General features: G+C 40.8%; 28 protein-coding genes. 5 read left to right on the forward strand and 23 right to left on the reverse strand.

The features are described 5' to 3' along the window. Positions 1 to 4: 4 nt before the first annotated feature. Positions 5 to 1399: an efflux transporter outer membrane subunit gene (locus KIP84_RS15890; RefSeq protein ID WP_080631010.1), complete on the forward strand. Its 1395-nt coding sequence runs from the start codon at positions 5 to 7 to the stop codon at positions 1397 to 1399. A 68-nt stretch (positions 1400 to 1467) separates the two neighbouring features. On the opposite strand, the gene KIP84_RS15895 is transcribed toward KIP84_RS15890, so the two are convergent. The 3 genes from KIP84_RS15895 to orn form a co-directional block, all read right to left on the reverse strand. Next, entirely contained in the window at positions 1468 to 2271 is an 804-nt protein-coding gene (locus KIP84_RS15895; RefSeq protein WP_031944198.1) for an enoyl-ACP reductase, read from the reverse strand. A gap of 137 nt (positions 2272 to 2408) precedes the next feature. After that, positions 2409 to 3140, reverse strand: a complete 732-nt coding sequence (locus KIP84_RS15900) for a Bax inhibitor-1/YccA family protein (RefSeq protein WP_004794670.1) — start codon at positions 3138 to 3140, stop codon at positions 2409 to 2411. Positions 3141 to 3293: 153 nt separating this feature from the next. Next, entirely contained in the window at positions 3294 to 3860 is a 567-nt protein-coding gene (orn, locus tag KIP84_RS15905) for an oligoribonuclease (RefSeq protein WP_000099436.1), read from the reverse strand. Between the two features lie 125 nt (positions 3861 to 3985). Here orn and rsgA point away from each other — a divergent pair, with 125 nt between their 5' ends. The 4 genes from rsgA (at position 3986) to secB (ending at position 6317) form a co-directional block, all read left to right on the forward strand. Beyond that, positions 3986 to 5047: a ribosome small subunit-dependent GTPase A gene (gene rsgA / locus KIP84_RS15910; RefSeq protein ID WP_005066188.1), complete on the forward strand. Its 1062-nt coding sequence runs from the start codon at positions 3986 to 3988 to the stop codon at positions 5045 to 5047. 98 nt (positions 5048 to 5145) lie between these two features. Next, entirely contained in the window at positions 5146 to 5562 is a 417-nt protein-coding gene (locus tag KIP84_RS15915) for a rhodanese-like domain-containing protein (RefSeq protein ID WP_000443006.1), read from the forward strand. A gap of 11 nt (positions 5563 to 5573) precedes the next feature. Then, complete coding sequence (gene grxC / locus KIP84_RS15920) at positions 5574 to 5831, forward strand: glutaredoxin 3 (protein WP_002114715.1); 258 nt, start codon at positions 5574 to 5576, stop codon at positions 5829 to 5831. 27 nt (positions 5832 to 5858) lie between these two features. Then, entirely contained in the window at positions 5859 to 6317 is a 459-nt protein-coding gene (gene secB / locus KIP84_RS15925; RefSeq protein WP_002115005.1) for a protein-export chaperone SecB, read from the forward strand. 70 nt (positions 6318 to 6387) lie between these two features. Here the strand turns inward: secB and KIP84_RS15930 are convergent, their stop codons facing one another. The 20 genes from KIP84_RS15930 to KIP84_RS16025 are packed head-to-tail and all read right to left on the reverse strand — an operon-like array spanning position 6388 to position 23695. After that, positions 6388 to 7044, reverse strand: coding sequence for a 4'-phosphopantetheinyl transferase superfamily protein (locus KIP84_RS15930; RefSeq protein ID WP_213688890.1), 657 nt, complete (start codon positions 7042 to 7044; stop codon positions 6388 to 6390). Between the two features lie 23 nt (positions 7045 to 7067). Next, entirely contained in the window at positions 7068 to 7502 is a 435-nt protein-coding gene (locus KIP84_RS15935; RefSeq protein WP_016144319.1) for a hypothetical protein, read from the reverse strand. Positions 7503 to 7513: 11 nt separating this feature from the next. After that, on the reverse strand, positions 7514 to 8740 hold the full coding sequence (locus tag KIP84_RS15940; protein ID WP_213688891.1) for a beta-ketoacyl-ACP synthase: 1227 nt from the start codon (positions 8738 to 8740) through the stop codon (positions 7514 to 7516). Further along, positions 8740 to 9465 carry a 3-ketoacyl-ACP reductase FabG2 gene (locus KIP84_RS15945; protein ID WP_064785507.1) on the reverse strand — a complete coding sequence of 242 codons (726 nt, stop codon included), beginning with the start codon at positions 9463 to 9465 and terminating at the stop codon, positions 8740 to 8742. Before KIP84_RS15945 ends, KIP84_RS15940 begins: the two co-directional genes overlap by 1 nt. Positions 9466 to 9488: 23 nt before the next feature. After that, positions 9489 to 9914 carry a 3-hydroxylacyl-ACP dehydratase gene (locus tag KIP84_RS15950; RefSeq protein WP_213688892.1) on the reverse strand — a complete coding sequence of 142 codons (426 nt, stop codon included), beginning with the start codon at positions 9912 to 9914 and terminating at the stop codon, positions 9489 to 9491. After that, the gene (locus KIP84_RS15955; protein WP_213688893.1) at positions 9914 to 11116 is read right to left on the reverse strand and encodes a beta-ketoacyl-[acyl-carrier-protein] synthase family protein; all 1203 of its coding nucleotides are present in this window, start codon (positions 11114 to 11116) and stop codon (positions 9914 to 9916) included. The genes KIP84_RS15950 and KIP84_RS15955 overlap by 1 nt, the downstream gene beginning before the upstream one ends. Next, positions 11113 to 11658, reverse strand: a complete 546-nt coding sequence (locus KIP84_RS15960; RefSeq protein ID WP_016142227.1) for a DUF3261 domain-containing protein — start codon at positions 11656 to 11658, stop codon at positions 11113 to 11115. The genes KIP84_RS15955 and KIP84_RS15960 overlap by 4 nt, the downstream gene beginning before the upstream one ends. Before the next feature lie 2 nt (positions 11659 to 11660). Next, complete coding sequence (locus tag KIP84_RS15965; RefSeq protein WP_213688894.1) at positions 11661 to 12956, reverse strand: NAD(P)/FAD-dependent oxidoreductase; 1296 nt, start codon at positions 12954 to 12956, stop codon at positions 11661 to 11663. A 29-nt stretch (positions 12957 to 12985) separates the two neighbouring features. Beyond that, positions 12986 to 15301: a hypothetical protein gene (locus tag KIP84_RS15970; protein ID WP_249222115.1), complete on the reverse strand. Its 2316-nt coding sequence runs from the start codon at positions 15299 to 15301 to the stop codon at positions 12986 to 12988. After that, positions 15276 to 15905: an outer membrane lipoprotein carrier protein LolA gene (locus tag KIP84_RS15975; RefSeq protein ID WP_213688895.1), complete on the reverse strand. Its 630-nt coding sequence runs from the start codon at positions 15903 to 15905 to the stop codon at positions 15276 to 15278. Before KIP84_RS15975 ends, KIP84_RS15970 begins: the two co-directional genes overlap by 26 nt. Further along, a complete protein-coding gene (locus KIP84_RS15980) occupies positions 15905 to 16333 on the reverse strand; it encodes an acyl-CoA thioesterase (RefSeq protein WP_000542808.1) in 429 nt (142 codons plus the stop codon). The genes KIP84_RS15975 and KIP84_RS15980 overlap by 1 nt, the downstream gene beginning before the upstream one ends. 9 nt (positions 16334 to 16342) lie before the next feature. Then, the gene (locus KIP84_RS15985; RefSeq protein WP_213688896.1) at positions 16343 to 17878 is read right to left on the reverse strand and encodes an aromatic amino acid ammonia-lyase; all 1536 of its coding nucleotides are present in this window, start codon (positions 17876 to 17878) and stop codon (positions 16343 to 16345) included. A gap of 1 nt (position 17879) precedes the next feature. Then, a complete protein-coding gene (locus KIP84_RS15990; RefSeq protein ID WP_213688897.1) occupies positions 17880 to 18806 on the reverse strand; it encodes an acyltransferase in 927 nt (308 codons plus the stop codon). A 2-nt stretch (positions 18807 to 18808) separates the two neighbouring features. Next, positions 18809 to 19549 carry a glycosyltransferase family 2 protein gene (locus KIP84_RS15995; RefSeq protein WP_213688898.1) on the reverse strand — a complete coding sequence of 247 codons (741 nt, stop codon included), beginning with the start codon at positions 19547 to 19549 and terminating at the stop codon, positions 18809 to 18811. Positions 19550 to 19551: 2 nt separating this feature from the next. Next, the gene (locus KIP84_RS16000; protein ID WP_213688899.1) at positions 19552 to 21210 is read right to left on the reverse strand and encodes an AMP-binding protein; all 1659 of its coding nucleotides are present in this window, start codon (positions 21208 to 21210) and stop codon (positions 19552 to 19554) included. 9 nt (positions 21211 to 21219) lie between these two features. After that, positions 21220 to 21774 carry a septation protein IspZ gene (locus tag KIP84_RS16005; protein WP_213688900.1) on the reverse strand — a complete coding sequence of 185 codons (555 nt, stop codon included), beginning with the start codon at positions 21772 to 21774 and terminating at the stop codon, positions 21220 to 21222. Further along, a complete protein-coding gene (locus KIP84_RS16010) occupies positions 21771 to 22025 on the reverse strand; it encodes an acyl carrier protein (RefSeq protein WP_171257892.1) in 255 nt (84 codons plus the stop codon). Before KIP84_RS16010 ends, KIP84_RS16005 begins: the two co-directional genes overlap by 4 nt. Before the next feature lie 5 nt (positions 22026 to 22030). Continuing rightward, positions 22031 to 22291 carry a phosphopantetheine-binding protein gene (locus KIP84_RS16015; protein WP_000067033.1) on the reverse strand — a complete coding sequence of 87 codons (261 nt, stop codon included), beginning with the start codon at positions 22289 to 22291 and terminating at the stop codon, positions 22031 to 22033. 1 nt (position 22292) lies between these two features. After that, complete coding sequence (locus KIP84_RS16020; protein WP_213688901.1) at positions 22293 to 23096, reverse strand: lysophospholipid acyltransferase family protein; 804 nt, start codon at positions 23094 to 23096, stop codon at positions 22293 to 22295. Beyond that, positions 23081 to 23695 carry a beta-ketoacyl synthase chain length factor gene (locus tag KIP84_RS16025; protein ID WP_213688902.1) on the reverse strand — a complete coding sequence of 205 codons (615 nt, stop codon included), beginning with the start codon at positions 23693 to 23695 and terminating at the stop codon, positions 23081 to 23083. The genes KIP84_RS16020 and KIP84_RS16025 overlap by 16 nt, the downstream gene beginning before the upstream one ends. Positions 23696 to 23742 lie beyond the last annotated feature (47 nt).

Below are 23742 nucleotides of genomic sequence, written 5' to 3' on the forward strand. Positions count from 1 at the left end.
CTCTATGACTAAACTCAGCACAGCACTTCTTCTCACAGGTTCTCTTGTCGGATGTGCAGCTGTAGTAAAAACACCTTATGAAACACCTGCAGTACAAGTTCCGGGTAGTTTTCAATATGACACAGCAAAAACAAAAACCATGTCTGCCAATCAATATTCTGACCGTTGGTGGACACTCTTTAACGATGCACAGCTCAACCAACTTGTAAGCAATGTATTAGAACGTAATAGTGATTTAGCAGTTGCAGGTATTGCTCTAAAGCAAGCCCGTCTACAAGCTGACTTAACCGCTAACAAACAAGGCTTACGAACCAGTTCAAGTGTTTCTACAGGGCATTCTTTCGATTTAAATTCGGGAGATGATAGTGCTAAAGGTCTATCAATGAGCGCTGGCGTAAGCTATGAGCTTGATTTGTTTGGCAAGCTTGCTCGCCAAACCGAAGCAAGTAAATGGGAAGCTTTAGCGACTGAACAAGACTTACAAGCCACGGGGCAAAGTTTAATTGCAACCACTGCCAAACTCTATTGGCAACTCGGTTATTTAAATGAGCGCTACACAACTGCCCAGCAAAGTCTAGCAACCTCTCAAAAGCTTTATGACTTGGTACAGATTCAATATAAAGCTGGTGCCGTTTCAGGTGTAGATCTGACTCAAGCAGAACAATCAGTACAAAGCCAAAAAGCGAGTTTAAGCCAGATTGAACAACAACTGGTTGAAACTCGCACAGCCATTGCGGTGTTATTACATGAACCATTGCAGCAATTAAATATTCAAGAGCCAAAGCGTTTACCACGCACTGCTCTACCTGCAATTGGTGCTGGCTTACCTGCCGACATTTTATCGCGCCGACCTGATTTGCAAGCAAGTGAGCTCCGCTTAAGAAAAGCATTAGCAACTAAAGATGCTACTAAGGCGAGCTACTACCCTTCGATTAGCTTAACCAGCAGTCTAGGCTCAAGCAGCACATCGTTAACGGAGTTATTACGTAACCCTGCTCTCACGCTTGGTGCAAGTTTAAGCTTACCGTTTTTGCAATATAACGATATGAAGAAAGATATCGCGATTAGCAATCTGGATTATGAAAAAGCAATTATTCAGTATCGTCAAACGCTTTATCAGGCTTTTGCTGATGTAGAAAATGCTTTATCGAGTCGTACCGAACTCGACAAACAAGTAGCATTACAAGAGCGTAATGTTGAACTTGCAGAAAAAACTGAACGTTTAACCGAAGTCCGTTATCGCTATGGTGCTGTTGCATTAAAGACTCTTCTCGATGCACAGCAAACCACACGTACTGCTCGCTTAAGCCTCGTTGAAACCAAGCAAAGCCAATACAACGCGTATGTCACCCTCATGCAAGCTTTAGGTGGGTCCCCTGTAAAAGAACTGCCGCAATAACTTGTACCAATTAAAAAAGCCGTAGTCCTTCAACTACGGCTTTTTTATGGCTGAATAAATTTTAAAACTTATTCATCATCCATCATAGATTGGCTCATACCTACAGTATTGAAACCAGCATCTACATATAGAATTTCACCAGTAATACCTGAAGCCCAAGGTGAGCATAGGAATAATGCGGCGTTACCAACTTCTTCAATCGTTACGTTACGTTTTAATGGCGCAACTTTTTCATTGGCATCTAACATTTTACGGAAAGATTTAATACCAGAAGCAGCTAAAGTACGGATTGGGCCCGCAGAAATCGCGTTTACGCGAATACCATCAACACCTAAGCTTGATGCTAAATAGCGAACACCAGCTTCTAAAGACGCTTTTGCCATACCCATAACGTTATAGTTAGGCATAACGCGCTCAGAACCTTGGTAAGTCAAAGTTAATAAACAACCTTGGCGAGCTTGTAATAGAGGTTTTGCAGCACGTGCCATTGCAACAAAGCTGTATGCACTGATGTCATGAGCAACTTTAAAACCTTCACGGTCAGTCACGTCAGTAAAATCACCATCAAGTGTATGTGCAGGTGCGAAGCCAATTGAGTGTACAACACCGTCTACACCATCCCAATGTTTTGCAAGTTCTGCAAATGCATTATCAATTTCAGCATCAACAGCAACATCACATGGAAACACAAGCTTAGAACCGAATTGCTCAGCAAATTCATCCACACGTTTTTTTAATTTTTCGTTTGGATAAGTAAACGCAAGCTCTGCACCTTCACGGTGTAATGCTTGGGCAATACCAAAAGCAATTGATAATTTACTAGCAACGCCTGCAATCAAAAAGCGCTTACCTGCTAAAAGTCCTTGTGTCATGCCGATCTCACTCAAAACAATTTCAAGCATAATGCCAATATTCGGCGGTTTTCGAAATTGCATAATGCATCTTTTTTCAAAAATCGCACGAAAAAAAATCGCTCCTGATAAGGAGCGACTTCTAGATGAATTCAATCTTAGTCGTCAGACAGTAAGCCTAGTAAACGTAAGAAAGAAATATACATCCATACTAAAGTTGCAAGTAATGCGATACCACACAACCATTCCATGAATTTTGGTGCACGATAAGCTGCATTAGTTTCGATTAAATCAAAATCTAAAATCAGGTTAAGTGAAGCAATGACAGCGACAAATGCAGCAAAACCAATACCTAACCAGTTACTTTCAAAAATATAAGGAACGCTTGAACCAAAAGCTAAACGCATGACCATCTGCACGATAAATACAATAAAGATTGCCAAAGATGCAGAGATTACAACTGACTTAAACTTTTCAGTTGCGCGGATAATTTGGAATTTATATAAACCAAACATCACCAAAGTGGTGACAAAGGTTGCTAATAAAGCCTGAAGTGGAACACCTGGGTATTTCAACTGGAAAGTAAACGAAATACCACCTAAAAAAGCCCCTTCAAATAAGGCATACGGAATTGCCAATGTTGGCGCAGTCGTTGGTTTAAACGTTGTAATTAAAGCTAAAACCAAGCCACCAATTGCACCCACAATTGAAGCCGCGTAAGCAATACCAACATTTGCAGTAAAGGCTGCATAGAAAAATAAAGCGACACCCACCGCAGCTGCAATGACCGTCAACATAACAGATTTTTGAATCGCACCTTGCACAGTCATCGGTTGACTATAGTCACTGACCGTTTCAACGCGAGTCAGTATCGGGTTATTACTTTGCATAAATGCTCTCTTTTTATAATAAAAATTTAAAACATCATTTTAAGCAAAATGAATATGAAAGCCAAATTAAGCAATTGGCATTATTGTAACAATGTCCTTTATACAATAAAAAAGGAGGCATAAGCCTCCTTTCATATCACGTCTATAATGTAATCAATCTTTACCATCAGTATTCATAATAAAGAAATATTCGCGGTAATATTTCAACTCTGAAATTGAGTCACGAATATCGTCCATTGCCAAATGAGATGCATTCTTTTTCAGACCACTCATAATTTCAGGGCGCCAGCGTTTTGAAAGCTCTTTTACTGTAGACACATCAAGATTGCGGTAGTGGAAATACTGCTCAAGTTCAGGCATAAGGCGGTGTAAGAAACGGCGATCCTGACAGATTGAATTGCCGCACATTGGTGAAACTTTTGGATTCACCCATTTTTTTAGGAATTCTAAAGTTTGTAACTCAGCATCACGGGCTGTTAATTTACTGCGACGAACTCGTTCAATCAGACCAGACTGCCCATGTTGACGAGTGTTCCATTCATCCATTGCATTTAAAATACGATCAGGTTGATGAATAGCCAAAACAGGACCTTCGGCAAGTACATTTAAATGATCATCTGTAATAATTGTTGCGATTTCAATAATTTGGTCATTATCGGTATCTAATCCGGTCATTTCCAGATCAATCCAAATTAATCGTGTATTTAAAGTACTGCTCATGAATGTACGTTCTAAAATGCCGTAAAAACATCAATAGTAGCAAATTTCTTGCTTCCGCGCTGTAATTCTATAGCTGCTTCATGCTATTTTTGCGGTCTTCAAACAATGGTTTTTTTGGGATATGAATGGCTTTAATTCGTAAGCGTCGTTTAACTGAACAACAGCAACGTCGTATTGAAAAACAGCATAAAACTCGCCAAGAAGAGATCGATACTTCACAGGATCTAGACGGACTCGTTGTACAACATTATGGCCGTCAACTTGAAGTACAGGCCCTCTCTGTGCCTGAACATCACCCAGAAAAACCACAAGTTGCCGAAGGAGAACCAGAACCATTCTGGAAGCCGATCGAGCTCAATAGTGTTTGGCGTTGCCATACCCGAACTAACCTTGAGTTACTTGTAACTGGTGATCGTGTTAAATGGCAAGCAGACCCCAACACGGGTTTAGGCATTATTACAGCCATTCACCCACGGACATCTTTACTTACCCGCCCTGACCGCTATCACAAAGTTAAACCAGTGGCCGCGAATATCAGTTTGATTGTGATTGTATTTTCACCGCTTCCTGAACCCGCTCCAACGTTAATCGATCGATATTTAGTTGCTTGTGCAGATGCAAACATTCCTGCTCTTTTGGTCCTCAATAAGTCTGATTTACTCACTGAAAATGACCCAATTCTTACCCTATTAGAAGAATATAAAACCTTGGGTTATGAGGTGATGATTTGTCAGTCTAAGAAGGGAGATATCTCTGCTTTATCTGAGCGTTTAGATGGTGAAACCGTAGCATTTGTAGGCCAGTCAGGCGTAGGGAAAAGCTCTTTAATTAATGTGCTCATTCCAGATGCAGAGCAAAAAACTAATGTTATTTCTGAAAACTCTGCACTTGGACAACACACGACAACCTCTACGCGCTTAATCAACTTCGGTAAAAATGGTGCCTTAATTGATTCTCCGGGAATTCGTGAGTTTGGGCTTTGGCATCTCGATTTAGAAAAAATTCGTATGGGCTTTCCTGACATTGCCGCACATCTAGGATCTTGCCAATTCCGTAATTGCACACATACTCATGAAAAGAATTGTGGGCTTAAACAGGCCGTTGAAGCGGGTGAAATTTTGCCACGACGTTTAGATAGCTTTTTGCGTTTAATCGATGAGATTCAAGAAGCGCAGCAAAAAAACTGATTTTCTGCCCTATTTGCCCTTGAAGTGGTGATTTTGATCACCATCTATATACGCTATACTCTAGGTCAATTTTGTTTTTTAATTTTTTTAGGTGACTTGTGGAACGCTGGTTAGAGTTTATGGGGAATCACCCCATTTTGTTTGGTACGCTCGGAGTCTTGATCGTGTTGTTCTTCATTTTTGAAGGTCAACGTAATGGTCGTAAAATTTCTCCACAGTCGCTTGGTATTTTAGTGAAAGCGAAAAATGCTCTTTTGATTGACTTACGCGATAGCAAAGATTTCCGCGAAGGTCACATTAGTGGCAGTCGCAATATTCCGTATAGCCAAATCGCAAGTCATGCTGACGAATTAAAAGCAAGTGACCGTCCACTGGTATTTATTTGCAACTTGGGGCAAGTTGCTGGAAGTGCTTTGCAAAAAGTTGCTCACCACGATAGCTATCGTCTTGATGGTGGTATTAGTAACTGGAAAGCACAAGGCTTACCTCTTGTTAAAAGCAAACCAAAAGCTTAAGGAGAATTATCATGGCTGCAAATGTCATTGTTTACTCAACTTCTGTATGCCCGTATTGTGTTCGTGCTAAACAGTTACTTGAGCGTAAAGGTGTTGCTTATAAAGAAGTAAATCTTTCTGTTGAAGCACCAGAAGTACGTGTTGAATTAATGCAACGCACAAATCATCGTACTGTCCCACAAATTTTCATTAACGATCAGTTTATCGGTGGTTTTGACCAACTTTATGCTTTAGAGCGTGAAGGTAAACTCGACGAATTATTGGCTTAACATCGCATCCATATTAAGGAAAAAACAATGAGCGAAGAACAACAAGTTCAACCACAATTAGCTTTAGAGCGTATTTATACAAAAGATATTTCTTTTGAGGTTCCTGGGGCGCAGGTTTTTACTAAACAATGGCAACCTGAACTTAATATCAATCTTTCTTCTGCTGCAGAAAAGATTGACCCAACTCACTTTGAAGTTTCTTTAAAAGTTGTGGTACAAGCCGATAACGACAACGAAACAGCATTCATTGTAGATGTAACTCAATCAGGTATTTTCTTGATCGACAACATTGAAGAAGAGCGTTTACCTTATATTTTAGGTGCATATTGCCCAAATATTTTGTTCCCGTTCTTACGTGAAGCTGTAAATGATTTAGTAACTAAAGGTAGCTTCCCACAGTTACTTCTTACTCCAATCAACTTTGATGCAGAGTTCGAAGCGAATATGCAACGTGCTCAAGCTGCTGCAGTTGAAGGTCAAGCTTAATTTTTTAGCTTCTCCTTTTAATAAAAAAACCGCGTATTACGCGGTTTTTTTATGTGTGCTATTTATATTATTAACGATCAAGTGAGCGAAGCTGAATAGACGGAAACTGAAAACCACGGCAAGATAACTCTGAACGCCATGCAACGGTTAATATCATATTGCCAACAATAAAATTCTGATAAGCAAATGTCCCATTAAGTGGGTGAGAACAGACCCCACCATGATCGGTAGGATGTGCCTGAGTATTTAATGTATTTAAATCTAGGCGTATGCCTAGTCCTGAAGCTTTTAAAACGGCTTCTTTAGTGGTCCAGACTTTGAACCAATATTCTCTATTTTGTTCTAAGCTTAGCCATGTTTCATATTCATCTGGATGAAATGCATGTTTTGCTAAAGCGTCTAAGCGTACATTTCGATCCAGTTCCTCAACATCTACGCCAATATCTTTAACATGTTCGCTCATGGCTAAAGCGTAGTATTGTTGGCTATGTGAGTGATTAAAATGCAAAGTGTGATTCAATAAATAAGGTTTACCATGTTCATGCTTGGCAAACTCCAATTCCGTTGAAGTGAGTTGTAGTTTCTCTGCAATCAGTCTATTTCTGACACTCTGTATTTGTTGTTTTTTATAATGATTAAATGAACGAAAGTCTGGAAAATCTTGTTTAGACTTTAAAAGAAGCTGAAATAATGCCTGTGTATAGACTTCAATTTTCCGCTTAGACATTATCTCAACCTTACTTTAAATGATTAGAATTTAACGACATCGCCTTTTAAAGCAACACCCGCCATCATAGTACCTTTATAGCAATCGTAAGTTGTCGTACTCGTTGTTTCATTGGCTTTAAAATAGCTCACAATATTGGTCACAGCGTTTGCCCCTTGTGCTTTAGCATTGTTTTGCATTTGGATCAATGCTGAACGCAAAACCCAGTCACAAGACGTTGCTGCCGACTTACCAAAACCATTGGTCTTTTTATTCGTCACCGCATCTTTTTGAATAACTTTACCACCAGATTTTGTCCCCTTTAAATAAAACTTTACCGAACCATCCAAAGTCCCATCGGCAACTGCACGGTCTACTGCTTCTTTAAAATTTAACTGATGTACTTCATCTCCAGCCTGAACAGTGGCAGTAAAACCCGCACTTAGCATTGCTACAAATAAAAGTTTTTTATTTAACATTGTTGTGTTCCTTATTGTTTAACACGTTTAAAAATAAGTGAAGTATTAATTCCGCCAAAAGCAAAGTTATTGCTCATAATAATGTCAGCATCCAAATTTCTCGGCTGCTGAACGATATAATCTAGTTCACCACATAGCGGGTCGATTTCATCCAGATTTAAAGTTGGAATAAAACGGCCACGATTCATCATTTCGATGCTTAACCAAGCTTCAATAGCCCCACACGCCCCCAGCGTATGTCCAAAATAACTCTTTAAAGAGCTGATTGGTTTATAGCCTAAAACTTTTGCAGTGGCTTGGCTCTCTGCCACATCGCCCTGATCAGTTGAAGTACCATGCGCGTTTACATAGGCAATGTCTTTAGCCTCTACAGATGCATCTTTAAGCGCTAACTCCATACAGCGTCCCATCATTTCTGACTCAGGACGAGTTACATGTTGACCATCGGTATTGCTACCATAGCCAATCACTTCTGCATAAATATGAGCACCTCGGGCTTTGGCATGTTCATATTCTTCGAGAATTAAACAGCCTGCCCCTTCACCAATCACTAATCCATCTCGTTTAGCATCAAAAGGACGTGGTGTTTTTTCAGGTTGATCATTCATGCCACTGGTTGCGAACAATACATCAAAAACTGCCGCACCTGCCGCACTGAGTTCCTCTGCACCACCCGCAATCATGACTTGTTGTTTGCCATATTTGATTGCTTCATAAGCTTGCCCAATCGCCATAGAACCAGAGGTACATGCACTTGAGGTAGGTAAAGTTAATCCTTTTAGGCCAAAATATACGGTCATGTTCACTGCACTGGTGTGGGCCATCATGCGAATATAAGTGGTGGCATTAATCTTACTCATGCTCTGGTGAAGCAACATGCTTGCAAACTCACCCACTGCATCTACGCTACCCGCAGATGAACCAAAGGCAACACCCGCTTCGCCACTAGACAAAATTTCATGCCCAAGCAACCCAGCATTTTGTAAAGCAGTTTCGGCACAAACCACAGACATGAGCGCTACACGTCCCATCCCACGGGTAACCTTACGGTTAAAATGTTTTGGAACATGAAATGTTTCAACAGGCCCAGCAAGTTTGGTCCGAAGGTCAACATATTGCTCCCACTCCGGCATGTAACGAATACCGCTTTTGCCAGCTTCAAAACGCGCAAAGATGTCATCGGCAGTTTCACCTAAAGAGGTAATTCCTGCCATTCCTGTCACAACTACACGTTTCATCAGATGAGTCCTCCATTCACAGAGATCACCTGTCGAGTTACATACGAGGCTTCATCTGAACACAAGAATTTCACTACGCTCGCCACTTCATCAACCTGTCCCATGCGTTGCAACGGAATCATTTTAAGCGCATGTTCTTTGACTTCGTCTGTCACCATTTCGGTTTCAATCAGTCCAGGGGCTACACAGTTCACAGTAATTTTTCGCTTCGCCAGTTCGAGTGCTAAGGCTTTGGTCGCACCAATCAGACCTGCTTTTGCAGCGCTGTAATTGACCTGACCACGATTACCCATAATTCCAGATACAGAAGATAAAGTGACAATACGGCCACCTTTACGTAAGTGAATCATTGGCATGATGAGTGGTTTTAAAACGTTATAGAAACCATCTAAGGAAGTTGAAATCACTTCATCCCAATCTTGATCTGTTAACGCAGGAAAAGCACCATCATGAGTAAGACCTGCATTTAATACGACCCCATAAAAAGCGCCATGCTGCTCTACGTCTTGTTCTAGAATTTGTTGAACTGTCTGACGCTCATTTACATCAAACATTAAATAATGGCTATTTTGCCCTAAGGCTTGAATCTCTTGTACGACTTGCTCAGCCTCTGCCTGACGAGAACGTGCATGTACAGTTACATCAAAACCAGTCTTGGCAAGTTGTAATGCAATCGCTTTTCCAATTCCTCGACTTGAACCCGTTACTAAAATTCGTCTTGTCACAATGTATTCCTAATTCTTTGTGGTTATTCAAATGGTGTTTCTGTAGGTTCAAATACACTTAACGTTGCCTGAATGCAGTGCTCAGCATATTGAATTTCACAGGAAAATTGCCCAAGTCCTTCATGAAAATATTGTTGCTCTATTTGGATGATCAATCGTGAACCTAAAGAGAAATAAGGGATGGGTAAATTTAATTTACGTGTTCCCAATAAAAAACCGACTTTTGGTGCTTGTTTTGACTGCTTACCTTGCCAGCCTGAATAAGCACTAATTGTTTGTGCCATAATTTCAATGCTTGCCCATGTCGGCAATCCTTCCGCTTCACAAAACATGAGCTCTGGTGTAATCGTGAGTTCTGCTTGTGCCCGCCCTTCAGCAACATCCGTTAAATGGTCAATAAATACCATCGGTTGCTCATGAGGAATATATTGAATTGCATCCAGTTTCATTAGGGCTTCACTCCAAAAACAAGACTAATATTACTTCCCCCAAAAGCGAAAGAATTACTCATGACATAGCGAATGGATTGTTTTAGTTCAGCTTCTTGCACATAGTTTTGGTCAACCAAATCTGGATCAATCTCAACATTTTGATGTAAAGGCAACCAGCTTTGATCCGTTAGAACCTGTTCACAAATGAAAGCTTCTATGGCACCCGCTGCACCGAGACAATGTCCAGTTTTATGTTTTGTACTACTTAAAGCAACTTGGTAATCACCAAAAACTTGTCTTACAGCCTTAATTTCCATTGCGTCATTTTGTGGAGTTGCTGTCCCATGCAAGTTGATATAACCCACCTCTTGAGCGGAAATATGTGCCATATCTAATGCACGTTGCATAGCTAAAGCGGCACCATTACCTTCAGGGTGCGGGGCTGAAATGTGCCATGCATCCATGGACTCACCCGCCCCCATTAACATGACAGGTGCTTGTTCTTTACTTAGTACAAAAAACGCAGCGGCTTCACCAATATTAATACCATCACGGCTTATGCCGCAGGGTTGGCAAATATGTGCAGATAAACTTTCTAGACTATTAAATCCATTTAGAGTCAATTTACACAAGGTATCGACGCCACCAACCAGCACAACATCTGCTAAGTCTGCGTGAAGTAATCTCTGCCCTGCGGCTAATGCTTTAGCGCTTGAAGAACAAGCTGTTGAAATCGTATATGCAGGCCCTTCCCATCCTAAGTACTGCTGTAATGCTTTCGCTAAACAGCTCATTTCTTGAGGATAGTGTGATATCGATAGATCTGTTTGCCCTTGAAAATATTGCTTAAGTAATAATTCATTATCTGCAATACCAGAAGTAGAGGTGCCTACCACAATGGCTAAACGTTTATTTTCAAAGGATGCTGTATAAGCTTTTAACTCTGTTTCGATTTTAGATAATGCGGTTAAGGCAAAACGTAGATTACGTGAATCTACAGACTGCAAGGTATCAGGTACGCTCGAACATAATGGGTGCGTATATTGCCCCACCCAAACATCACGATCAGCGATTAAATCATCTCGCAAAGTTAAGGTTTGCTGCGGCTCTTGTAATGCCTGTTTAATTTGATTAAGTTCGCAGCCTAATGCAGATAAACCAACACTAAATTGTATGCCTACTGCCATTGGAGTTGCATTTGCTGAAGGTAAATGTTTCATGGCGTAGGACTTTCTTCTGTCTGCAAGGTGTTCTCAATCGAACTCAGCGTCATGGTATAAGGGACTTGTTCATTAATCAATTCAATACTTCCTTGCCCTTGTTTAAGCTGCAACACAGGTTGCTTTTCAATATAAACAACTTGCTTGTCTGCTTGTTGTTTCATCTCTACAGCTTGCTGCCCTAAATGTGAAAACTGAGGATATGTCGCAAACAAAAGATCACGTACCACAAACTCAAAAGGCAATAAACGCATTTGATCAATGCGTTGTTCAACATGAACCCGATGCCCATCAAACTGTAACTTAAATAATTGTTGACCTGTCAGGCTCAAAGCAACCATATCTAGTACAGCACCCTTTTGCTGTTGATATAGCAAGAAGCTAAAACTTTGCTGCTTCCACTGAACCTCAACCTGATCTTGCCTTTGATAAGTCTGAGCTTGCCACAGTGGACTTTGCAGCCCTTTAGCATGTGGCATAACCTGACAACCATTTAAAAATATAAAGCTACTGAGTAATATCGTTGCCCATTTGCGTTGCATGGTTATCCCTCAAGTACCTGTTCTTGCGCCAAACCTTCACGACAATATTCTGCCAAAGTAGTGAGTCTACGTTTGGCATTTTTATGAATCGGGTTTTGTTCATCCCACGCATAACCAGCCAATAGGGATGAGATCATACGGCGAATACCTTCATTCTGATTTTGCGAGAACACCACATCTTGGAACTCGCCTTCGTACCACGACTCAACATAGGCACGAAATACCTGAATACCGCGACGTAATGGCTTTTCATATTCTTCTAACCAGTCGACTTGCTCACCTTCTAAAACTCGTTCAACCAAAGGAACCGCCAAACTGGAAGATTTAAGAGCAATCGTTACACCTGATGAAAAGACTGGATCAAGAAACTCACCCGCATTACCTAATAGCGCATAGTTACGGTCTGCCAAGTGTTTTACATTCGCTGAATAACCAACCAAGGTGCGCACTGGTGTATCAAAGTTTGCACGGCGCAAGACATGTGACAAGCTTGGCTCATCATTCAAAATACGCTTAAACATTGCCTCAGGTTCATTATCCGAAGCATTTTCGACCGTGTATTTGTCAAAAAAATCTTGCTCTGCAACAACACCAAAAGAAGCTCGTCCATCTGCAAATGGAATCAGCCAATACCATGCGCGATGATCTTTTTCATGCACCGTAATTAAAATTTTATTACGGTCAAACTCTGGGTCATCTGTAATTCCGTCTTCAATATGGGTAAACAACGCACGTCGTACCGGAAAATTTGATGGGCTCTCTAGATCTAATAATTTTGGTAAAATTCGCCCAAAGCCACTCGCATCTAATAAGAATTTAGTTTGAATCTGATAACGCTGTTGTTCTTCATCTAATACAGTTAATACAGGCTGTTCAGATGCAACATCAACATCTAAAACCTCATGCCCAAAGCGAATATCCGCACCATAAGCTTGAGCTTGTTTTGCTAATAAATTGTCAAAATCTGCACGGCGAACTTGCCAAGTTGTTCCCGGACCATCGGTAAATTTTTCTGTAAAGTCATAAAAACTACGCTGTTTGCCACGTAAAAAAGCCGCACCATTTTTAAATTGAAAAGCATATCGCTCAACATGCTCACGAACTGTTTCTAATAAGCCAGCCTCTTCTAAAAATGCCATAGATTGTGGTAGCAATGACTCACCAATCGAAAAACGAGGGAAATGCTGTTTTTCAATGACCGTAACGGTGTAGCCCTTTTGTCGAAGAAGTGCAGCAGCAGAACTACCTGATGGCCCAGCCCCAATAATCACGACGTCAATTTTTTCTATAGTGCGCATAGCACAACTTCCTTTTTAATTTATTCAAATTATGAATGGTCTTGTAAATTCACGATATGTTTTTCATCTGCGGGCGTTAACAAAGTCGCATAGATAAACGAGAAAATAACCCCGAATAAAACCGTTAAACCAAAACAATGAATTGCGTAAGTATAGCTAAATGAAAGTAATCCAAAGCCGAGTAAGGTCGACATCATACATAAAAATAATGCCATTCCAACTACTTGCGGATGATCATGCCCATGTCGGTAGAAAATTGCATAGTCGACGCCAATCCCGATAATCAGAAAAGTCGCCATAATACTAAACAGGTTAATTTCGACACCTAACCATGCCTGAACAGCAAAAGTGCTTAGTAAAGCCAAGCTAACTGGCAGGACCAAAGGCACAATCGAACTTAATCCATAAATAAGCGCCAAACCAACTGCCAGACCAATTAAGGCATAAATCAGAAGATGTTGAGCCTGAACTCTATGTTCAGCAAACATTTGCGACATTGCAGTAATCGGTTGCTGAAAATGTATGTGCTCATTCTGTAGTTGCTTTAATACGTCAGGTTGCTTCACCCCTGTCACCATGACTAATCGCTCATTGGCTTGAGGTTGTAAAAAAGCTAAAGGGTGATCTTTAAATACTGAAAAATCTAATAAAGGTTGTGTCGCCAGTTGCTGTTGCCACTGTAAAATATCATTAACATTTAGCCCCATACTTTGTGCATATTGCTGCAAAGTCGCTTTTGGAATATTTCTTAATAATTGTAGATTACTTTGCTGCTCTGCTAATGGTGGAATCCATTGTCCTAAAGCTTGAAATGCACTGATTTTTCCGTTTGTTTGCAACTGTTGTAATTGCCCAATCAGTTGTTGCTCTTGTTGCTGCATTTCATTTGCAGATGCTGCACGCACCACAAAATAATCACTACTTTGCTGCTGGCCAAATTGCTCACGAACCACTTGGTCTTGCTGCTTTAACCTCGCGTCCATACCTTGTAAGTTACGAATATCATCATTACTTTTAAGATAGAAAAGACTAACTGTACCTACTGCTAAAATGACTGCAATCAAGCCATAACGAACTTTGGCACGCTGTTGAAACCATAAGCGTGCTTGCCCAATCCACGATAGTGCTTGTATAGCAGGCTGAGCATTGAGCGCAGGTAATCTTGGTAATAGCAGTACACTACTGATCCACGCCGCAGTTAATCCTACAATTGAAAAGACCGCAATCTGCTTAAATCCTGGAAATGGGGTAAAACTCAAAAATATGTATGCAACTAATGTGGTCATTAAACCCATAAACAAACTTGGTAATAGCGGTTTTAAAATTTGAAAACCACCAAGCTTTCTGTGCTGCGATTGCATCGCCATAAAATAAAATGAAAAATCAACACAGACACCAATCAGACTCGCACCGAATACCAATGTCATGAGGTGAATTTCACCAAACACCCAATGTGTGACCGCAAACGCCACAAAGCTTCCAGTCGAAACTGCAATAAACTCGGTCGCTAAAGGTCGCAATGATCGAAAGCCGAACCAAACCAGAAAAATTAAGCCTAATGTCGAGCCAATGCCAATGGTTGAGATTTCCTGTTTAGCCGATTGCGTCCCAAAATTTGAAAATAAAATAGTTCCAGTCCAATGAGATTTTAATCCCATTGCAGCTAGCTTTTGCTTAGTTTGCTCAATCCAAGTAGAGGTCTTTTCTTGATAATCAATATTGTATGGACTTTGCGTCAACTGTAATACGAAAAGCCGAGAAATACCTTGTTCATGATGAATTGTGGCAAAGCCCTGCTCCATTTCAATATCTTGTTGCGACGGGGTTGTCAACTGCATGGCATAACGAGGGAACAATAATAGCGGGTCTTGCTTAAGTGATTCAGCAGTGACAGGCATGCCTGGACTCATCATCTGCATCAGACTTTGTTCAGTCAGCGCAGCATAGTCCTTTTTTTGCAATAAGGCTTGATCTTGAGCACTCAACAATCCTGCGCGATGTTGATACAACTGTTTTGCAAATTGATCAAAATCAAGTTGTGGCTTCAGTGGTTGCCACAACTGGCTTTGCTTGGCCTGCGCTGTTAAGAAATGAGTCGCTTGTTGTATCGCAGCTTCATCTTTGGCATCTACCACCACAAATACTTTATTGTTGAGTTGCTCATTCATGTACTGCTGAGTACGTGCAAGTTCTGGGTCTTGCTGAACTTTAGGCAATAACGCAAAAATATTAGTTTGAATATGAATATCTTTATTCAGCCACGTCACGCCAAGCCCCACCGCGATCAGTAGCAGAGCAATTAACCAAAGCGCGGTGAACTTATTTTGCCAGTTGGAAAATCGCATGCTCAGCAGCCGTTAGATTCGTCGGTTGAGAAGTCTGATGACTAAAGCGAATGGTCGTTAAATTATTCGCTTTCTCGGTAATCACGATTTGATTAACATACTGTTGTCCTTGAGCATCAACACGCACAAATAACTTTTTAAACAAGCTACTTTTCGGAGTTAAGCTCATGCTCCAACCCGCTGGACTATAATTCGCACTTACTACATTAAAATTCTTTGCCAAAGCCTGTTCATTACCAGACATGAGCTGTAAGAATAAAGTCGCGACCGAACTATATGGCGATTGATCAACTTGTATTTGGCTAAATGTACGCTGAGTTTTCTGTACCAATTTGGTTGGGGTAACGATCAAATCTGCTTGCACAGGTCGTTTGATTTGCCACGCTACACCATAAGATTTTGAGAACAACAAAGAGCCGTTCGATACAAAAGTTTTATTCAACGATGGCAATTTTTTTTGCTGTTCGAAATCAGCACGAACCGTAGGAGACTGTGACAATTGCTGGAAAATTTGAGTGATCTGTGCCGGTGCTGCATAGACCGCACTTAAACTGCCCATCCAGATTGCAGTACCTAAACCTAAAGTCTTGATGAATTTAGACATCACGCATTCCTCTTCGGTTGAAACTCAGACCATGCATTTAAACGATCAAACAAAACTTGAGGCGACTGAAAACACATTTCACGCGCTTCAATATTCACCGCAACCTGTGTGGTATAACCTTTAGTTAAACGTTTCCCTGACTCAGCATCAAAAATCAAGTAATCGATTTTCAAACGATTTTCCCATTCTTTTAAAATGGCCCGAACCCGAATCTTTTGTTCAAACTCAATACCGTATGCGTAGCGAACATGGCTTTCAATCACAGGCCATGCATAGCCTGATTCTTTCATCTGCATATAATTGTAATGAAATTGATCGAGCAATTTACAGCGCGCAATCTCAAAATATTTTAAATAGTGTCCATGCCAAACCACATTCATGGTATCGACATCATGAAATGGAATTTCAATGATTACATCTGCATGCATTGGCTCACCTTATCCCATAAATTCTGGTTGATTAAACAATTCAAGTTGGTCTAAACGATCAACAATCTGTTGTAATTCGGTTTGTAATGGTCGGTCTTCTTCGACAAATGCAAAGCTTTGTAAGGTCCATTGCATAAATGCCTGCAATGTTGGACTTAACTGTGTGGTGAGGCCTTTCAGATGAATTGCCTGCACACTTGCACAGCACAGCGCTGCAATGACTTGCTGTGTTAAGGTAATCACTCGACTCGCATCACGTGCAGCAATGGTTCCCATACTGACTTTGTCTTGGTTATGACATTCGGTTGAACGTGAAAAAATTGAAGCTGCCAAAGTGTTTTTCAAGGCTTCAGCTGTCCACGCCGACACCCCAATTTGTACGGCTTTAAAACCATGATTCAGTGGCAAACGTTCAGCCGTTGCACCTGTTAAATTACGCGGTAAACCATGATTCATTTTATGGTCGACTAGCTGTGCAATCTGTCTGTCCATCAAGTCAGCAATATTAGCGATCATAATTTTCAAGCTATCCATTGCTTGTGCAATGTGCCCACCGTAAAAATGACCGCCATGCAACACACGCATTCCGACTGGATCAATCAGTGGATTGTCGTTACTTGAATTCAGCTCATTTTCAATGAACTGACGTAACCATACTTTTGAGTCTTCAAACACACCAATAATATGCGGTGCACAACGAAGCGAATAACGGTCTTGCAAACGTGGGCTTTGATGTGCTGTTTGTACTTCACTGTTCAGCCAGTCACGTAATTGCTTGGCAATCTGTTGCTGTCCCGGATGAGGTTTCTGTGCAAACAATACTTCGTCAAAATGACTAGGATTACCTTCCAAGGCCAAAACATTTAGAGCAGTAATTAAAGTACTAGCAAGTGCTATCTGCTCTGCTTTTTTATAGTTTAGACAAGCAATTGCTGTCATCACCGCTGTGCCGTTCATGAGTGCCAAACCTTCTTTAGGTCTAAGCGTTAAAGGCAGCATATTTTTTTCAGCATACACCTGAGCAACTGGAACAATTTGTCCATCGATATAGACATCACGCTCACCGACTAAAGTTCCCGCAATGTAAGACAAAGGCGTTAAATCCCCACTTGCCCCTACCGAACCTTCAGAGGGAATGACTGGAATTATATTTTCGTTCAGCAACCAAACCAAACGCTCAAGTAGTGCTATCGACACACCAGAATAACCGCGAGCTAACGAACATAAACGCGTCACAACTACTGCACGTGCAGTGATGACATCTAAATTTTCACCTAAACCACAACCATGAAAGCGTGAAAGATGTAGAGGCAGTTCATTGACCTGATGTAATGGCACTTCAACCAAACATGAGTCGCCATAACCCGTGGTCACACCGTAGATAACCCCCTCTTCTTCAAGGAGTTGATCGAGAAAATCAGCACCTTTTTGAATCAGTTCACGCCACTCAGACGTTTCTGGTAAAGCAACCTGACATTCGCCTCTGGCTACAAAAACGACATCTTCAATACTCAGTGGCTGTTCACCTACGGTTAACACACGCATGTTATTTCGTCCAAAAATTATAAAAATTAAACCATTGATAAGGGGCACGCAGACAATGCTGTTCTAGTACGGCAACATACGTTTTAGTGATGGTTTGCATACTTTCAATACGGTGAGCACGGGGTAAATTGATCTGTTCAGCAATTGAATGAATATGCACATGAAACTGTTGTTGCACTCGATAGCAAAACACTGCAATAACAGGCACTTTGAGTAAATTTGCTAAAATCCAAGCCCCTTGTGGGAAAGCTGCTGACTCCCCCAAAAAATCAACATGCTGTACACGATCTGACTGCACAGGCACTCGATCTGCCGCCACAATGACCCATTCACCTTGCTGCATTTTGTCTTGCAACAGCATGGCAGTTTCAATACCCAGCTCATCAACTGATAAAAGACAAACATCTGCCTTATCATTTATTTTTTTCAAAAACTCATTAAATTTTGTCGCGTGCTTTTGATAAACCAGCACATTAATTTTCTGTGGATGCTCTGACTTAATGGCTCGAAGCAATTCAATATTACCAAAGTGAGAAACAACAATTAGAGCGCCTTTTTGATAATGCTCAGAGAAGTTTTCATGTCCAAAAACTTGCAGCTCCTGCTCAGGAATATTACCTAGCCAGCCCTCAATCTTATCTAAAATACATTCACCAAATTGCATGAAATGCGCGTAGCTGTTTGTCCAATTTGGTTGGTGGCTAAAGGGAGACTTCGATCCAGCAAAATGATGCAGTTTTTGTAAATAAAGCAAGGAAGCCTGTCTTGCTGTGACAGCAAATAACCAGTACCACATGATGACGAAGTACATCACAAACTTGCATAACCAACGTCCACCAAAACGGTAAAACCACAACATCAGCATGAGGGGCAGCATCCCTCCTCGCTCTTTAATGTCGTTCCATTTTGGTGAAGCTGAATCTGTCATAATCAACCTTGTAGCTTTTGTTTTAATAGCTTCGGTAAGCGAATCAGCATCCCCATAAACAAAGTTGCATGCGCTTTACTTAGCCCTAAGTTATCTCGCCAAGCATGAAAATGAGAAATACCCTGCTCTGGATAAACCACAGGCGTTGGTACATTAATAAAAGGGGTATTTTCCCATTTTAAACGTACTAAAATTTCACTATCAAAGCCCATACGTGGCTGAAATTTAGCACTATTCAACACCTTTATCGTGCTCTCGAGCGGATATACGCGAAACCCGCACATGCTATCTTTAATTTCAAAAGATAAGCTATTTAACCACACCCAAAAATGAGTAATGTAACGGCCATATAAGCGCTTTTTAGGAATAGAGGCATCAAAGTATGGCTGACCAATCACCATTGCATCTGGATGTTGCTGAGACTGCTCGATAAATTTTCGAATGTCATCCCAGCAGTGTTGACCATCCGAATCGAGTTGTAATGCATGGCTTAAACCAAGCTCATAGGCTGCACGTAAACCAGTCATTACGGCTTGTCCCTTACCCTTATTCACCTCATGTTCAATTAAGTGAATTTGAGAATATTGCTCTGCCAATGCTTTTAAAACTTGGCTACAAGCATCATCACTTCCATCATTGACCAACACTATCGGTAGATGAAAACTGTCCAGATAAGAAATTAAATCTGCTAAATAATGTGGATGGTTATAAACCGGTACAACAAAGCCGTAATTGGTCTGCATTTTTAACCCTCTACTTCCGTTTGCAAAGCAAATAATAATCGCCCTGAAGCCAGAATCTGTTCTGAATCACGTAGTTCAAAACTCACTTTATGCTCTTTTCGAGCAAGCTTAAGTTGTACCACAGCATACGGACGAATCAGGTTTTGAAATTTTAACTGTTCATATCCCTGACACCAGCTCAAATCAGACCAAATTGATTTAGCAAATTGTTGTAAAAAGCCTATTTGCCCAACCCCAGGATAAATGGGTTGTGTTGGGAAATGCCCTTTAAAACAAGCCAACTCAGGTGGAAATTCCAACTCCCAAATGTAGTCATCTGAATTTTGAGACTGTGACAGCACCACGGGTTGCAACATAGGCTTAAATAGAGTTTTCAAATAGTTTTTATTGAGTTTGGACTGAGTATTTTGTGGTAATTGACTTAAGAACCGCCACTGACGTGGAATCGCGATCGTTTCCAAGCTGTCTTTCAATTGCTGTTTTAAATGGCTGACAAAAGCTGACTTACCCTGTTGCTGTAACTGTTCACGAGCTTGTTCTGTTAGAACGACAATACAACCCAACATTTGGCGTTGCTCATGTTCAAATACCAATACATGACATTGCTTTACTGCATCTAAAGCTTGGATGCTTTGCTCGATCGCATCTAGACTTAAACGCTTTTCTTCAAGTTTTACAATTCGATCTGTACGCCCCAGCAGCTTAAAGATCTGACATGTTGCATCTGTCCATGCCGCACCATCACCTGTGCTAATCCAATCATTCTCAAAGGCGTGATTACTCTTAACCATAAGCTGTTGGTCTTCAATACGAATAGCCACATTACTAAATGAAGTCCAAGCATCTTCATCTTTAGCGCGATGGGCAATACCACCAGTTTCCGAACTTCCCAAAACTTCAATAATCGGACGATTTAGCAAAGGGCGAACACCACTTTCTAGTTTGCCCCCGGAACTAAAGACCATCTGGCAGTGTTGTAAAACAACATCGGTTGTCCAGCGTTTTAATAAAGCAGGACTTGAGATCAAATAATTGCTTAACCCCATTGTTTCTAATTGTTTTTGGGCTTGTACCACATCTTCAGGGAATGCCATTTGAGGATTATAAAAACTTCGACCTGTAGCAAGTGGTAGTAATAATTTAAACAGTAATCCATAAATATGTTGATGACTAACTGTTGCAATCGCAGTTGCATGTTCATCAAAGCTAAAACTCTGACTCAACCCTTGGACTTCGTTAAGTAATTGTCTAAGTGTTCTTGGAATTTTTTTAGGTTCTCCAGTTGAACCCGACGTATAAAAATAGAGTTGAGCCTGCTCTAAAAAAGCATCGTCTAACATTAAAGATAAAGGAACAACCTCTCCAATTTCTTGACGCTTTAAAAAGTAAATCTGCTGTGCTGCAAAATCTTGTTCTAGTTCACGTACTCGATTGGGTGGCAAAAGTATTTGTTTTTTCGCTAACAAAGCAGCAAAGAATAAAACCAGAAACTCATAGCTATCTGCTTCCCATAAAGCCCAAGTTAGATTTTCCATTTGAGCAATTGCAGCAGCTTGTAACGCCACATCCTGCCAAAATTGATTAAAACTGGTCGAGTTTAGAGTACCGTCTATACAAAGTGGCTGAGCTGAATCGATGAATTTCTGAAAATGGCAATACATAGTTTTTAATTAATGATTTGAAGAATGTAAACGCTGATGTCGCTTACGCAAAATAAATTCACCAAGGAACAAAATGCCCATCAGCACATAAGAAATAAAGCCATTATAAATGACCCAAACCTGAGTTGAGGTAAAAAGCACAGTGCTTAAAGCAATTAGTCCATTACAAAAAAAGAAAACACACCAAACTTTAGTGACCTGTCTGGTCCACTGTACGCCAGAAGCAGGTAAATCAGGTTCAACAAGTCGGGCAAAGCGCTCAATCATAGACGGCGGCTTAATGAGCGTCAGCACAAAAATAATTAATGCACCTAAACTCATACCCACTGGATATAGCTTTAGCCAAGCATGGTCATGTGACAATAAACTCAGGCTACCGCAAACGATGGCAAAACCCGTTAATGGCCATAATAACGAGTTGCCTTTGCTAAAAAGTCTGATCACACCCAACACGATAAGTAAAGCACTCACCCAGACAAATTGGCCGTGAGTCAAACTCCAGCCCACAATAAAGGGATACAGCACAAAAAGTGCCGTCATTATCCCTTTAAGAATAAACTTCATTCAGCAGTCATGTTCTGAATAACCGTCACCACATCAAGTACGGTTCTCACATTTTTAAAGTCTTCAGGCTTTACTTGCTTGCCTGTTAACTCTTTAATTTTTACAACTAAATCGACCGCATCAATACTGTCCACATCAAGGTCTGAATAAAGGTTCGAATCGAGTTGAACAGTCTCTGGTTCAATCTCAAACAAATCTTCCATCCATTCGCGGAGTTTAGCTAGTACTTGCTCTTGAGATAACATCATCACGCTCCTTATGACTTCTGTTGTGCTTCAACTAAAGCAACCAAGCTCTGGATTGACTTAAAATGCTGTTTGGTTTCATCCGACTCTGCATTTAAATGAATGTTGTAACGCTTTTTCAAAGCCAGTCCCAACTCAAGTGCATCAATCGAGTCTAATCCTAAACCTTCTCCAAATAATGGAGCTTCTGTATCAATATCGGCAATAGTAATATCTTCTAGTGCTAGAACATCAATAATCATTTGCTTTAGTTCATCAGCAAGATTGCTCATTTCAAGATAACTCTTCATCAAAAATTTTATAAAAACTACGACTTAACTGACGAACTTGTTTAGGTCCTACTGTTAAATCATCTAACAGATCTGATACTTGCACAGCATCTAATACCTTGACCTCGATATGAAATGGTTGAGATGGTACGTGGTACCATTTTTCATTCTTGGTTAAAGTTGATGGTGTGCAGGTAATAATTACTGGGCGAATTGGTACATTTGCACGAATGGCAATATTGGCTGCGCCTCGCTGGAACTCGTTTAGGGTCATCCCTTTTTCAGTGCGCGTTCCTTCCGGAAAAATTAAAAGAGAAGCCGCATTATTTTCTTTTAGACGCTTTACACAGTCTTCAACAAACTGCTGAGAACCTGCATTTAAAATATAACCTGCGCTTTGTACGGGTCCTTTGGTAAATGGGTTCGACCAAAGAGACTGCTTCACGACACAATTAGCCTGCTGCATCATACCAATTAGTACTACAACATCAATCAAAGTCGGATGATTGGCAATCACCAGCTCTTGGCGACTATTTTGTAGTTTTTCCAGCCCCTCCACCGAATAAGTCATGATGCCGAGTTTGACCATCATGTCGGTAAAGCCTTTAAAACTATGTTTAATCACATTTTGCGCACGTTGCTGCCGCTTTTGCGGATTAGAAGTGGTTGCATTGAGTACGGGTGCAATCACTGAGGCGATTGCCATACCACCCACCCCAAAACTGGCAAAACTAAAGCCAGTGGCAGCCACGCGCCAGCAATAATTACTTTTTTGCTTGAGATTTTTAAGATTTAGCATTTGTTCCACCCAAATGCAGATGTTAACTGTTCAGCATCCTGCCAAAAATGAGCAAAAGCAGGAGCATCTGCTTCATCTGTATGCGACCACGCAGTAATTTGTAAATTAGGTTGCTCTAAAGTAACGACAGCAGCCATCGCATAGGCAGGAAAATTGATTGCCTCAGCATAAATACTAGGTAATGGCTCATCATAAGCGACGACTAAGACTCGCTTAATCTCAGGCATTGACTTTAAAAGTGCATAAGCCTCAATCAAACCTTCAGTCCATGAACAGCTTAAGCTTGTAGAGGGAGTATCATCCTGACATAAAATCGAGTAAAGGCCAGAAATTGCATTATGAACAGACGTTGAAAATTGTGTTGGCGATGGAGTTTGATCATTTAAAACGTCTTGCAAGATATTTAACGTTTTTGCCTCATCACCATATTTTGAGACCCAAACAATATAATCGGCCTTATTACTTTCTAATGCACCGATCGCACTGTTTAAAGCAAGTTTGGCCAATGGTGATAAACGTCTACGCTGCATAACTGGGATGCAGTCGAGAGCCGCATAGGAAGGCTGAGCATGTGTAAATATAAGCTGAGCAAGATGTAATGTTACCATGCTAAAAAATGAACCCTAAGCCGCATTATTCTGTCGAAATATAAATT

The sequence above is a fragment of the Acinetobacter sp. BHS4 genome (genome assembly GCF_018454425.1).
Classification (GTDB): domain Bacteria; phylum Pseudomonadota; class Gammaproteobacteria; order Pseudomonadales; family Moraxellaceae; genus Acinetobacter; species Acinetobacter pittii.